Origin of the sequence: Jejuia pallidilutea (assembly GCF_002973595.1) — a bacterium.
Classification (GTDB): domain Bacteria; phylum Bacteroidota; class Bacteroidia; order Flavobacteriales; family Flavobacteriaceae; genus Jejuia; species Jejuia pallidilutea.
Genome location: NZ_PVEO01000005.1, coordinates 293,667 through 307,859, shown reverse-complemented (window position 1 = coordinate 307,859; position 14,193 = coordinate 293,667). Strand labels below are relative to the sequence as shown.

7 protein-coding genes and 2 tRNA genes are annotated in these 14,193 nt (G+C 33.0%); 3 read left to right on the top strand and 6 right to left on the bottom strand.

The genetic code is table 11. From position 1 onward, the window contains the following. Positions 1–116 precede the first annotated feature (116 nt). Positions 117–2,729, top strand: coding sequence for a DNA mismatch repair protein MutS (mutS, locus tag CLV33_RS10390; protein ID WP_105473849.1), 2,613 nt, complete (start codon positions 117–119; stop codon positions 2,727–2,729). A gap of 354 nt (positions 2,730–3,083) precedes the next feature. On the opposite strand, the gene CLV33_RS10385 is transcribed toward mutS, so the two are convergent. The 4 genes from CLV33_RS10385 to CLV33_RS10370 form a co-directional block, all read right to left on the bottom strand. After that, entirely contained in the window at positions 3,084–3,536 is a 453-nt protein-coding gene (locus CLV33_RS10385) for a response regulator (protein WP_105473848.1), read from the bottom strand. A gap of 3 nt (positions 3,537–3,539) precedes the next feature. Beyond that, positions 3,540–5,396, bottom strand: a complete 1,857-nt coding sequence (locus CLV33_RS10380) for a PAS domain S-box protein (RefSeq protein WP_105473847.1) — start codon at positions 5,394–5,396, stop codon at positions 3,540–3,542. Then, positions 5,381–5,803: a DUF7793 family protein gene (locus CLV33_RS10375; protein WP_105473846.1), complete on the bottom strand. Its 423-nt coding sequence runs from the start codon at positions 5,801–5,803 to the stop codon at positions 5,381–5,383. The genes CLV33_RS10380 and CLV33_RS10375 overlap by 16 nt, the downstream gene beginning before the upstream one ends. Before the next feature lie 196 nt (positions 5,804–5,999). Then, entirely contained in the window at positions 6,000–8,342 is a 2,343-nt protein-coding gene (locus CLV33_RS10370) for a sigma 54-interacting transcriptional regulator (RefSeq protein ID WP_105473845.1), read from the bottom strand. A gap of 380 nt (positions 8,343–8,722) precedes the next feature. On the opposite strand from CLV33_RS10370, the gene CLV33_RS10365 reads away from it, so the two are divergent. Then, positions 8,723–8,794: transfer RNA gene (locus CLV33_RS10365), tRNA-Gly, on the top strand. A gap of 53 nt (positions 8,795–8,847) precedes the next feature. Further along, positions 8,848–8,932 (top strand) — tRNA-Leu (locus CLV33_RS10360). Between the two features lie 347 nt (positions 8,933–9,279). On the opposite strand, the gene CLV33_RS10355 is transcribed toward CLV33_RS10360, so the two are convergent. After that, entirely contained in the window at positions 9,280–10,842 is a 1,563-nt protein-coding gene (locus tag CLV33_RS10355) for a sulfatase (protein WP_105473844.1), read from the bottom strand. Continuing rightward, entirely contained in the window at positions 10,832–13,993 is a 3,162-nt protein-coding gene (locus tag CLV33_RS10350; protein WP_105473843.1) for a glycoside hydrolase family 2 TIM barrel-domain containing protein, read from the bottom strand. The genes CLV33_RS10355 and CLV33_RS10350 overlap by 11 nt, the downstream gene beginning before the upstream one ends. Positions 13,994–14,193: the final 200 nt, after the last annotated feature.

Here is a 14,193-nt window from a genome sequence, read left to right as displayed (position 1 = left end):
TTTATTGTAGATAACTTCTAAAATATCAACTTCAAAAAACATGAAATTAATAGTACATTGCATGCTATCCCGAAAGCTTTCGGGAGCAAAAATAACATTTATAAATCACATTACCCTTGGCTAAAAAAGCAAAAAAAGAAACCCCGTTAATGAAACAGTACAATGCTATTAAGGCAAAGTATCCCGATGCTTTATTGCTGTTTCGTGTGGGCGATTTTTACGAAACTTTTGGGAGTGATGCTGTAAAGGCTGCAGGCATTTTGGGTATTATTTTAACCAAACGTGGAGCGGGTAGCGAGAGTGAAACCGAACTGGCTGGATTTCCGCACCATTCCTTAAACACCTATTTGCCAAAGCTGGTAAAAGCAGGCGAGCGTGTTGCTATTTGCGACCAATTGGAAGATCCCAAACAAACCAAAACCATTGTAAAACGTGGCGTAACCGAATTGGTAACTCCAGGAGTAGCCTTGAATGATGAGGTCTTGGTCTCTAAATCCAACAATTTTTTGTGTTCGGTATATTTCGATAAAAAATATATTGGGATCTCTTTTTTAGATATTTCTACGGGCGAGTTTTTAACCTCTCAAGGCAATGCAGAATATATTGATAAGTTGCTCCAAAATTTTAGCCCTAGTGAAGTATTGGTCTCTAAACAAAAGCGAACGCTCTTTAACGAGACTTTTGGCAACGATTTCCATACGTTTTATTTAGAAAATTGGGTATATCAAACCGATTATGCCTACGAAACCCTAATTAAGCACTTTAATACAAAAACTTTAAAGGGCTTTGGTGTTGAAGATTTATATGAAGGTATTATAGCTTCAGGTTCAATTTTACATTATTTGGGCGAAACCCAGCACCACAAATTACAACACATTACTTCTATTTCTAGAATAGCAGAAGACGATTATGTGTGGATGGATAAGTTTACCATCAGAAATTTAGAGCTTTACCATTCTACAAACAACAATGCGGTAACGCTTTTAAATGTTATTGACAAAACCATTTCGCCCATGGGTGGCAGATTGCTCAAACGTTGGTTGGCATTACCTTTAAAAAACGTTGAAAAAATTAAGCAACGACACGAAGTAGTGCATTTTTTAACAGAAGAAAGTACAGTCCTTCAAAAAATTCAAAATCATATAAAACATATTGGCGATTTAGAGCGCTTAATTTCTAAAACCGCTACAGGCAAGGTAAATCCGCGAGAGGTTATTCAACTTAAAAACTCTTTGGAAGCTATTGTGCCCATAAAAAGTTTAGCGTCAAATTCTAAAAATGAATCACTGAGAATTATTGGCGATAATTTACAAAGTTGCGAGGTGCTTCGCGAAAAAATTAAGCAGACCTTAAATGAAGATGCACCAGTTAATGTATTAAAAGGCAATACTATTGCTGCAGGGTTTTCTTCGGAATTGGATGAGCTTAGAAACCTTTCAAAATCTGGAAAAGATTATTTAGATAATATGTTGGAACGCGAAAGCGAGCGTACCGGCATTACATCGCTTAAAATAGCTTCCAACAATGTGTTTGGGTATTATATTGAAGTGCGCAATACCCATAAAGATAAAGTGCCCGAAGCGTGGATTCGTAAGCAAACTTTGGTAAGTGCGGAACGTTATATTACTGAAGAGCTTAAAGAGTACGAAGCTAAAATATTGGGTGCTGAAGAACGTATTTTAAGTATTGAACAGCAACTGTTTTCAGAATTGGTAGGTTGGATGAACCAGTATATTAAAGCAGTACAACAAAACGCGTATTTAATTGGGCAATTAGATTGCTTGTGCGGTTTTGCGCAACTGGCAAAAGACAATAACTATATTTACCCAAAGCTTGATGATTCTTTTGATTTAGAAATAAAAAATGGGCGTCATCCCGTTATCGAAAAACAATTACCTTTAGGGGAAGCCTATATTGCCAACGATGTGTTTTTAGATAGGGAAACCCAGCAAATTATTATGATTACCGGCCCAAATATGTCTGGTAAATCGGCAATTTTGCGTCAAACAGCTTTAATTGTACTGTTGGCTCAAATAGGTAGTTTTGTGCCTGCCGAATCTGCACGAATAGGTTTGGTAGATAAAATTTTCACAAGGGTAGGCGCGAGCGATAATATATCTATGGGCGAATCTACGTTTATGGTAGAAATGAACGAAACGGCTTCTATTTTAAATAATATTTCCGATAGAAGTTTAGTATTGCTTGATGAAATAGGAAGGGGTACCAGTACCTATGATGGTATTTCCATTGCTTGGGCCATTAGCGAATATTTGCATGAACACCCTGCAAAACCAAAAACGTTGTTTGCAACACATTACCATGAGCTCAATGAAATGAGTGAAACTTTTAAGCGTATTAAAAACTTTAACGTATCGGTAAAAGAGTTAAAGGATAATGTGTTGTTTTTAAGAAAACTGGTTGAAGGTGGAAGCGCACATAGTTTTGGCATCCATGTGGCTAAAATGGCCGGCATGCCACAACAAGTATTGCGTAGAGCTAATAAAATTTTAGAAAAATTAGAAAAATCGCATTCTAGCGAAGAACTCACCGATAAGGTAAAAACTATAGATAACGATTTACAATTGAGCTTCTTTAATTTAGACGACCCACTTTTGGAAAATATTAAAGATGAAATTTTACACACTGATATTGATACACTTACACCAGTAGAAGCGCTCATGAAACTCAATGAAATTAAGCGTATGCTGATAAAGAAAAAGCAGGCTTAAAATTATTTTTTTTAACTATGGGTTTTGATAAAAAAAAGAGCCTCAACAATGTTGAAGCCCTTTAATAATTAACACGAAACAATTGAATTATCATGAATGTTACTAACATACATTTAATACAATTTTTTTATTGGTTGGTTTATCCATTATGTTTTGGTAACTAATAGTTATTTTTATATTTAAGTTAAGCGAAAACACTATAATACAAGTTGTTCCTGTACCCTTTAAGCGTTGTTACCAAATTTCAATATAAATCTTTAGGAGCCAATTCTACAGTTCTAGAAATTGCATTGCTGGAAATATTAAGGCACTGGTTTCTGTAAATGTTATATCCTAAATTTTAAGGTTTTAGACTTAAACCAGACTTAAAAAAAATTGGGTTACTGCATTACTGTTTTTATAAAGAGCTTGCTTTTCAATTCCTTTTAGTTTTTCTATTGTTAGTGGTTTAGAAATGTAACCAGAGCAACAACTATTTTTTTTTGCTTTATGAATGTCTTTGAAATAACGTGATGAGGAAAGCATAAAAACCTCTATTTGCTTTGTAAAATTAACTCCCATTTTTTTTAAATGTGCTATAAATTCAAAACCATTCATTTCGGGCATATTAACATCTAACAGGATAATATCTGGTAAAGATTTAGTTTTAAGGTTGTTATCTGTACTTGCTACTTCTATAAAATGTAAAGCAGATAAGGGGTTGCTATAGCTGTTAACCTTAATTTTAGGGTTAAATTTTTCAATAATTCTTTGATGCACAAACAGATCTATTTTACTGTCGTCAATAATCATAATATTAGAAATCATTCCTTAGGGTTTTGGTGTATTTGGGATTATTACGTTAAAAGTAGTACCGTGGTGTAATTTACTGCTCACGGTAATTTTGCCATTTAAATCCTCAACAATACTCTTAACAATGTAAAGCCCTAAACCAGTGCCTTGAACATCTTGATTGGGCGATCTGTAATAAAGCTCAAAAATTTTATTTAAATATAGTTTGCTTATGCCAAATCCATTATCAGAAACTGAAATATGAACTTCATTTGGTTGTTGTGCCACATGTATTTTTATAGTAGGGATAAAATTTTCAGATTTTGGCTTACTGTAGTTAATGGCATTTTGAATGAGATTTTGAAACACAGACTGCAACAGCTCTTTATTGGAATAAAAAGGAGTGTTTTGTTGTGTTTTAATGTCGAAATTAATGGCATTAAAGTTTTCTAAACCTCTTAAAGTATCTATAATCTTATCTATTTTAGTTTTAAAATCTATTTTAGAAACCTGTCTTTTCTTTTTAGAAATAGAAGAGGTAAAGGCTAAACCATCCAGTAATAGTTTTCCTGTTTTTAAACTAGAGCTAAGCATGTCTATTAAAAACATAATGCGTTCTTCATTTTTTTCTTCTTTGATAAGATTTAGCAAGCCTTCGGCAGAAGTTAATGGCGCTTTTAAATCGTGAGAAGATCGGTACAAAAACAATTCTAAGTCTTTTGTTTTTTGTTTTAATTTATTTTCTAGATGCTTGCGCTTCGAAATGTCCAGCATAATGGCGCAATAGTATCTTTCCTTTTCGCAATACCAGCTGCTTACTGCAAATTGTACAGGAAACTCCTCTCCGTTTTTCTTCAGCCCAATCATCTCAATGGTTTCTCCTTCGTTTGTTTGGTGCAACTTATCTTTTACGCGCAATAACTTTTTAACGCTGTGTTTTGTTCGCTTTTCAGACATGAGTATGGTTAACGATTTTCCTAAAACCTCAGATTCAGAATAACAAAACGCTGCTTCCGCACCTTTGTTCCATTCAATTATATTGCCCTTACTGTCTGTAACTACAATAATTCCAACGTTAATAGACTGAAAAATGCTACTATACTTGGTTTCAATACCTTTTAATTCGCTAATAATCTCTAGGTCTACTGCTTGTTTTTGAATTGAAACATTTGCGAAAACCACATTATTGGAGGCATTAAAAACTGGATAAATTTCTAAAATATATAAGGCCTTATTTTCATTTTTAAAATGAGTTTTGAACTGGTATTGGCTCGGTTTGCCTTTGGCAAAAACTTTTTTAATAACAGATTTTATACCCGCATGGTATTCTGTATCAATAAAATCGAATATATAAGCCCCTGAAATTAAATGATGTTCGTCCTCATAAAATTCATCCGTTGCATTTATTATCTTTCCTCTATCGTTAATGGGTAGAATAGAGCCAGATATTTTTTTTAATAGGGCTTTTTGTTTAACTTCTTTAACATTGTCTGAAAACTTAATATTACAATAATCTGTAATGTTATTGTATACGGCTAGGTATTTGGTTTCCGCTCCGTTTTCATCTTTAAAAGGAGTTATGGTTGTATGTAGCCATAATACTTTGTTGGCTGAAAGCTTGTGGTAAAGTACACCTTTCCATGGCTGACTTTTAAGAATAGTTTGCCACAAATTTTTATACAACTCATCTTTGTGGAGTCTAGATTTTAGTAGATGGTTGGTTTCTCCAACAATATTTTGCGCTTTAACACCTATTAATTTACAAAAACTATCGTTTGCATAAGTAATACGTCCGAATTTATCGGTGATGGAAATGGTTAAGTTTTGGTCTAATGCTGTTAATAATTTACTTTTTTCTATCTTAAAAAGTTCTTCTTTGGTTATTGGGGCTTGCATAAAAAATCTTTTTTTGTATCCTCACAAAATTGTAAGGCATCTTTCATGTTATTAAAAACTCTAGATGGTGTTTTTGGTTCAAATATTCTCTTGTACGAAAAAATTAAAATTTTCCCGTTTATACTATTAACAATAAAAGCTTCGCTAATTCTAATCTTTTTTAAAATGGGGCTACTAGCTATTAATTTTGCTGCTGGAATTGAAAAATTCCCAACAGAATTTCTAATATCTACTAAAAATGGCATAGGCTTTCCTTGAGTTACTTCTTTTACGGCATCTATGTATTTAGCAGCGTTTTTTTCGTTAAGGGTACAGTTGGTATTATTGCCAGTAAATTGGCAAAATAAAATACCATTATTGGTCCAAAATTTAACTGATTCAAAATCATGTGTTAGCGAGCTTTCCATTTTTTAAAGCTTTTTGTTAATACTTGTAAATGGCTATGCCAACTAATATGCCAAATGCAAAAAAACTTAAAAATATATTTTAAGAATTTGTTTTTCAGTTACTTATAATAATATTTAGTGGAAGGAGTGAGATTTTTAACCACGGTATATCGTGATTAAATATTTTAAAAATTTGAATTTAGCGGCATACCGATTTTTAAGATTTTTCTATATGAAGTTTTTTTATCTTATCTCTTAGTGTACTAGGTTTAACATCTAGTAATTCTGATGCACTTCTAGGACCGCTTATTTTCCAATTACATTGTTTAAGTACTTGTTTTATATGTATTCTCTGAGCTTCTTCTAGCGTAAGAACTGTAGATGATATTGGTAGTTCCTTTGATGCAGATTTAAAACCGGGAACAAAAAGAGTTTCATTGTTAGATAATATTACAGATCTTTCAATTAAATTTTCAAGTTCTCTTATGTTACCTGGCCATTTGTAATTTTGTAATTTATTTTTTGTGTCTTTAGAGATGAGCTTTATAGACTTGTTATATTTTTTGCAGAATTTGTCAACAAAATGTTCTATTAGTATGGGTATGTCTTCTGGTCTGTCTCTTAAAGGGGGTATAAGTATGGGGAATACATTTATTCTAAAATAAAGATCTTCCCTAAAATTTTTGTTTTGTACTTCTTGTTCAAGATTTCTATTTGTAGCAGCAATAATTCTAATATCTACCTTCTGAACCTGAGTGCCACCTATTTGTTCAATTTCAGATTCTTGTATAGCTCTTAATAATTTAGGTTGTAAATCTAAGGGTAGCTCACCAATTTCGTCTAAGAATAAAGTGCCCCCATCTGCCAGTTTAAATTTACCTTCTTTATCACTAAAGGCTCCTGTAAACGATCCTTTTTTATGCCCAAACAATTCGCTCTCAATTAATTCTCTGGGAATAGCGGCACAATTAACTTTTATAAGTGGTTTGTCCTTTCTGTTGCTTATATTGTGAATAGCTCTAGCCAAAAGTTCCTTACCGGTACCAGATTCTCCAAGAAGTAGTACGGTGGCATTGGTTTCGGCAACACTTTCGGCATCTGTTAGAATTTTACTAAAGGCAGCACTACCATATACCATTTCTTCATAATTAAAAACTAAATCTATTTCTTCTCTTAGATAAGAGTTTTGTTTCTCTAGGTCTTTTTTTAAATCGCGTAATTCGTTGTTGGCATTTACAAGTTTGTCGTTAACTTCTAATAATTGTGTTTCTACAATACGTCTTTCTCTATTTTCTATGGCCAAAGCAACAATATTTGCGATAGCAGCAGCAAATTCTTCTTCTTCAAATGTCCATTTTCGAGCAGTTCCAATATGCTCAAAACATATAATACCATAATTTCCGTTATTGTACGGTATTAAAATATCTAAGGTAGAAGTTATTCCAAGTGGATTAAAATAGGTGTCTGCAAGTTTTTTTGTGGCCTCGTGTTCTAAAACGTTATTAACTTTTATTATTTTATTTCTTTTTAGGGCCTCAAAATAATTAGGATAATTATCGGCTTTAAATTTCAACGTATTAGAGTAGATGCCAGTGGAAAGGTTGTACGCGTTTAGACACACCATGCTTGAGGCATCTTTGTTGAAATTCCAAATACTTACGCGTTCAACATTAAGCATTTTTGCAGAAATAGAAGTAATTTTTTCTAGTGTTTTATCAAAGTTTCCACCAATTATTTCTGTTAACTTAAGTAGTGCATCTTTTTTTTGAATAGCTTTTTTAGCCAACTCTTTTTGGAACATAATACAATGCGTAATATCTTTTATAACTTTTAGTAAATACGCTTTTTTGTTAATGTAGATTAATTCGAATGATACAATGGCAAATTTTTTATCACCTTCTTTATTTATAAGAGTTGTTTCGTTTGTTTTAAACGATGTTTTTTTGGTAATACGAATCTTTTCAAGAAGTTTTTGGTCTAGTAAATTGTGTAATTTTAAATCGTTTGGCGAAACTCCAATAGCCTCTTCTTTAGAGTAGCCTGTATAATTTTGCCACGATTTGTTAACATCAATATACGTTAAAGTTGATAGTGCTATTAAAGATTTTGGCAAAGGGCTTTTGCAAAAAAACCATTTATAGCTTTTGTCGTTATTAATATATTCGTCTATGTTTTTATAATTGGTTGCGTTTTCTAATAGAATAAAAAAGCATTTAATCTCGTTGTTGGAGTTATTAATATGAGATATAGTACACCTTGATTGTAATGGTTGCTTTTTCTTTGTTTTAATTTCTATAATGTCTGTCCAATATTCGTTCTCTTTAATAGATGTTAACCATTTATTAAATGATTCTGATTTGTACTGATCTGGGTTTAAAATACTAAAAGGCTTCCTTATTAAATCTGATGTTTTGTAATCAAGGAAAGAAGAGAGCGCCTCACTAACATAAATAAAATGGCCATCTAACCCCAAAATAGAAATTTTGGTGTTTTTATCAATTATATCAGAAAACTCGCTTTCACTTAAAACTTTTGATATGTTAAATTTAGCCTTATCCATTGTTAGTAATTTATTTATCAACTTAATGATAAGCTTCCTAAAATATACAAAAAACAAATGGGAAGATGAAACAAAACCATAGTTTTAAAGGATGTAGGAATAATTGTAGCGGATAAAAAAATAAAAAGAGATAAAAACATAATGTCCTACCTCACAATGTTTAACTCTTAAGCTTCTAAAGCTAAAAAATTTATATGTTGATATTGAAACACTTACACCAGTAGAAGCGCTTATGAAACTCAATGAAATTAAGCGTATGCTGGTAAAGAAAAAGCAGGCTTAAAATTATTTTTATTTATTTCGGTAAAAGGCTTTGCATTTCCTAGAAATATTTTAAATTTGCATCCGCAATAGCAACATTGCACGTTCATTTAAAAACTGCGAAAGTAGCTCAGGGGTAGAGCATCACCTTGCCAAGGTGAGGGTCGCGGGTTCAAATCCCGTCTTTCGCTCTGATACTTTAAAACATACCAATTAGTTGATGTGCCTAGTGTACTCTAACTATGCTGAAGTGGTGGAATTGGTAGACACGTTGGACTTAAAATCCAATGGACATTTAGTCCGTGCGGGTTCAAGTCCCGCCTTCAGTACAAAGCCTTTACAAGATTTCTTGTAAAGGCTTTTTTTATGCAGGTACAACAAATATGCATTTTCGTTTTTCCCTTAATTATCAATATATATCTTCCTTTTGGGTATTTAGATACATTAAACACCTACCATAGCTTCATTATCATTATTTCCAGCTGTTTTATGTTCTCTATACTAATACACAGGAGTTATTGTAATATAATGATCAGCCACCGTGCGAATTAATATGTTGTACATTAGTATCTAGCCATAATTTTCCTGGATTGAAAGAATTGGTCTGTACATTGTCTTATTTGTAAGACAATAAACCTAATATTACTAATGAATTAAAGGTTCTTTTTATCGATTTTTATTTATTTAAAATCGCAAGTACTTCGCTTTTAAGTTTTCTTTTTACAGATTGGTATTGTTTTAGCTCTGCAAGGTTATTCAATTCGTAAGAATCATTGTTATGATTATATAACTCTTCTTGACCATTACTATATATTATGTACCGCCAGTCTTTAGTTCGATAAGAGAAATTTTGTCTTTCGGTGGATGTTTTAACCCCATAGTTGCCAACAACGGTTAACGCTCCGTTAGGCCCTTCCCAGTTTTTGAAATCTTTTTTAAGTAAAGGTTGTAAACTGTACCCACCTAAATCACCACCTTTATCATTGATTTTGTTGTCGCCCTTTAAATTACATAAATCAATTAAAGTAGGATATAAGTCGATGAGACCAACGGGTTGTTCAACTCTTAATTCTTGCTTAAAATTAGGTGCTTTAATAATTAAAGGTATTCTTGCACTTTCCTCCCAAGGTGAGTTTTTAAACAAATAATTCTTTTCACCCATTTGCCAACCATGATCACTTGTAAAAATTACTATTGTATTGTCCTTAAATTTACTTTCGTTTAAAGCGTTGATTACCTTGCCAACTTGTTCATCAACAAATGCTACGCAAGCTAAATAAGCTTGTAAAAAGTGTTTTATAGCTAATTCTCTATCTCCATTATAAGATTCTAAAAGTGTACGATTATATCGTGGTCCTTTAAGTTCAGTGTCAAAATTATTATCCCAGAAGGTATCATTTGAATCTTCAGCTTGCCAATACTCCAATTTTAGATCATCTATTGGAAACATATCGAAATATTTGTCAGGTGCATGCAGTGGTGTATGTGGTCTTACAAAACCAACTCCCATGAAAAACGGTTTTTGTTTTTCCTTTTCCTCAAGTTCACCAATTTTTTCGACAATCCATTTTGCGTGCAATTCATCTTGCATCAAATCTCTGTCATCATCATTCAAGTATCGCATAGGTTCATCGCTCCAGCCATAGACCCAGCCCTTCTCTCCATTTTTCCCCAGTGAAATCCCCGCATCTGATAACCGACCATAAGACCCGTCCACGGCACCTATTTCATTATAAGGAGAAGGTACCGTTGGCAATGCTATTTTCTTTTCCCCATCAAAATAAAAAGGCCCATAATTATTTTTTAAAGACATTCCCCACTCATCCCAGTCTGTGTCGTTATTCCAATGGGATATTTTTCCAGTTCCTAAAGTTATATACCCATTTTCTTTAAAAAGCCGCATAATAGTTTTATTATTCTTTAAAACTGGTTGTTTTTTCAGATCTGTCCAACCATAATCTTTAGAAACGTGAGGATAGACGCCAGTAATAAAACTGTTTCTAGAAGGTGAGCAAACTGGAACATTTGTTTGCGCATTAACAAACTGTATTCCCATTGCCGCAAGTTTATCAATATTTGGAGTTTTTGCCTGAGGATGTCCCCCAAATACACCTAGATAATCATTTAAGTCATCGCAGACAATAAAAAGTACATTTGGTTTTGAACTATCGTTCTGAGAAAAAATACTCAGAAAAAATAAGCCAAAAACAAAAATGACTAAAATCTGCTTACTTTTCATTACCAGATATTTTCGAAATTGTGTACATAAAGCTTAAATTTTTAGGTTGAATACGATATTCTTTATGTGGCATAGCGCCCCAGCTGTTGTCGCCACCAACGCCCATTTGTTGCATATCGATATTTATGTTTACAAAATCTCTTTTTATAATATCTGTTGTATGGCGTTGTTGTTTGGTATCACCAGCATCAAAATCGTCATTGTATTGATGGTGTGCACTAAAACCAAAATGTTTAGGTGCTGAGATTTTTAAGCCTTTGCCTTCATTATTATAAAATGAAACCCACCTTGTTTCTGTTTTGTAACCGTTTTCTTGAGGACGAATGTATGGAAAGTATAACTCTGAAACAGATGCTTCGTAAAGCCCAACTAGTGCAGATGTTTTTCTGTCTTGATAGTTTTCGTGAGGACCACGCCCCAACCATTTTACAGTAATAAATTCTTCATTGATGATGAAGTTTGTACCAAACCTTGGTAAAACAGGGAGTTTATTATCAACATTGGTAATTTCAGTTTTTACGTTTATCGCTCCGTCGCCTGTAATAGTGTAATTCATTTTAACTTTGGCGTCTTTTACTGCAGGTAAATTATAAGCAACATTTACTATAACGCTATTGCCTCTTTTAACTTCGTTAAATCCAATTAAATCCTGCGTTTTGGTAGCATCTTTCCAAGCACCTAATTTTTTTGGCATTTTAAAACCAAAATCATTATCTGTAGTTGCTCTCCAAAAGTTAGCTGTAATGCCTTTTTTTATAATATTGCCATTACCGTAATTAATAGTTTTTAATAAACCTGTTTTTGTATTGAATTCTATCTTAAAGTTTTTATTGCTTAGTGTTAAACCTGTTTCGGTTTTTAAAGTTTCTATTTTACTATTTGAGGGGGATGATTTAGACAAAAAATCTCCTGTTTGAAGTTCTAGTTGTTCGTAAGCAACAACATGGTCTTTGGGAATTAGTGCACTAGCCGCAGATGCTTTTGCATAAATATTTAGATGGTAGTCGCTAAAACTGTTTTTAAGTTTAGGTAAATCTATACGCTGTTTTGTGGCCTTGTAGGGCTCAACATTTAGTTTGGGTAGATTTCCTGAAGCTATTTCAATACCGTTTTCTAACAATTGCCAAGAAAAATTTAAAGTATTTAAATTGGTGAAATCAAACATATTTTTAATTTCAATTGCCCCAGGATCAGAAGTGTTTATATGTTTAATCTTTATATTTTGGTATACTTTTTTAGTTTCAAATAATAAAGGTTGTGCTGTTCTATCTGGATTAACAATACCATTTAAACAAAAATTGTTATCGTTTTGTAAATGTGCGCCTCCAAGATCGCCGCCATATGCCCAATAATTTTCGCCTGTTTCGGTTTGTGTTAAAATACCTTGGTCTACCCAATCCCAAATAAAGCCACCTTGCATGGTAGGATATTGTTCTATTACATCCCAATAATCCTGAAAGTTACCTAAACTATTGCCCATGGCATGTGCATATTCGCATTGTATTAATGGGCGTGTGCCTCCTTTTTCAACATATGCAATCATTTTTTCTATAGACCAATACATAGGTGCTTGGATATCGGTATTTTCATAACCAGTTGCGCCTTCGTACTGTGTGGGTCTTGTACTATCGTGCTCTTTTAACCACTTGTAAGTTGCATAGAAATTACCGCCATTTCCTGCCTCATTACCTAAAGACCATGTTACAATACTAGGGTGGTTTTTATCGCGTTCAAACATGCGTATGGTACGGTCTAAATGCGCTGCTTTCCAAGATGGTAAATATGCAGGGTGTTTGGCTTGCTTTTCTTTGTTTTTATCTAATCCTTGATTAGTAGCACCCATACCGTGCGATTCAATATTGGCTTCATCAATTACATAAAAACCATAACTGTCCGCTAGTCTATAGAAATGAGGGTTTTTAGGATAATGACTACATCTAATGGCGTTAATGTTGTTTTGTTTCATTAATTCCATATCTTTTTTGGTAAGTTCTTCAGAAACAACATGCCCAGTTTTATCATCATGATCATGGAGGTTAACACCTTTAAGTAAAACGGGTTTGCCATTCACCAAAAACTGACTACCTTCAATTTTAATATTTCTAAAACCAACCTTAATGGCTGTAGATTCACCATTCACTGTTATAAGTAAAGTGTATAGGTTGGGCTGTTCCGCATTCCAAGACTTTACATTAGGAATCGTTTTAGTAAACACAACACTATTTTCTCCAGTTTTTAAATTAACTGATTTGGTTTCTGAATACACTTTGTTTTCACCATCTAAAAGTTTAATATCTATGGTTTTTTCTATAGAAGTATCAGTGTTATTATCTATGTTAAGGGTTGCATTAAGTACGCCGTCTTTATAATTGTTTTTTAAATCTGAAATAATTCTAAAATCTCGCAAGGTTACTTTATTCGAAGCATAAACATATACATCGCGTTCTATTCCAGAAAGGCGCCAAAAATCTTGATCTTCCATGTAACTGGCGTCAGACCATCGTAATACTTGTACTGCAACCAAATTTTTACCCGGTTTTGTATATGTAGAAATGTTAAATTCTGCAGCAGTTTTACTACCCTCGTTATAGCCTACAAAATTACCGTTAACCCAAACATACATAGCACCACTAACGCCTGCAAAATGTAAATAATGGGTTTTATCTGCCCATTCCTGTGGAATTTCAAACTCGCGTTTATAACTACCGTTGTTGTTTATATTGTGAGGTATAAATGGTGGATTAGCAGGAAACATGTATTTAATATTTGTATAAACAGGAATACCAAACCCCTTCATTTCCCAGTTTGAAGGTACACTTATGGTGTCCCAACCGCTTAAATCAAAATCATTTTTATAAAAATCTGTAGGTCTAGCTGAAACACTATCGGCATAATAAAAATTCCAAGTGCCATTTAATGATTTATAAAATGTTGAGTTTTCCCAACTTTCATTTTTTAGTGCAGATGCCGCATCAGGATATTTATAAAAAGCAGCAGTAGGTTGTTCTCTGTTAATTTGAAAAATCTCTGGATTTTCCCATTCAGGATTTTCCCATTTTTCAGCAGTATATATTGGTTTTTTAATAGTTTGTTGCTGGCATGAGCTAACAAGCGTAATGGCTGTTAAAATTAGTAAGTTGTAATATTTCATGAGTTAATTTTTTATTGTTTTTCAAGTGTTCGTGGAACGTTCGTATTATCAGTTTTTACTATGCGATTAAAAAGTTGATAATTTCATTTTTTTTCGATATTGAATAAAATAAATTTTTTAAACTGGTTAGATTGTAACATGTTTCGTTATTATTCTCAAGGTTTTAATTTTGGTTTGTTTGATGTTTCAGCTTCTTATGC

What these genes read in the sequence shown, in the direction of transcription:
- CLV33_RS10385 (WP_105473848.1), bottom strand. Translation starts at nt 3,536, where the DNA reads ATGATTTCTAATATTATGATTATTGACGACAGTAAAATAGATCTGTTT.
- CLV33_RS10380 (WP_105473847.1), bottom strand. Translation starts at nt 5,396, where the DNA reads ATGCAAGCCCCAATAACCAAAGAAGAACTTTTTAAGATAGAAAAAAGT.
- CLV33_RS10375 (WP_105473846.1), bottom strand. Translation starts at nt 5,803, where the DNA reads ATGGAAAGCTCGCTAACACATGATTTTGAATCAGTTAAATTTTGGACC.
- CLV33_RS10370 (WP_105473845.1), bottom strand. Translation starts at nt 8,342, where the DNA reads ATGGATAAGGCTAAATTTAACATATCAAAAGTTTTAAGTGAAAGCGAG.
- CLV33_RS10355 (WP_105473844.1), bottom strand. Translation starts at nt 10,842, where the DNA reads ATGAAAAGTAAGCAGATTTTAGTCATTTTTGTTTTTGGCTTATTTTTT.
- CLV33_RS10350 (WP_105473843.1), bottom strand. Translation starts at nt 13,993, where the DNA reads ATGAAATATTACAACTTACTAATTTTAACAGCCATTACGCTTGTTAGC.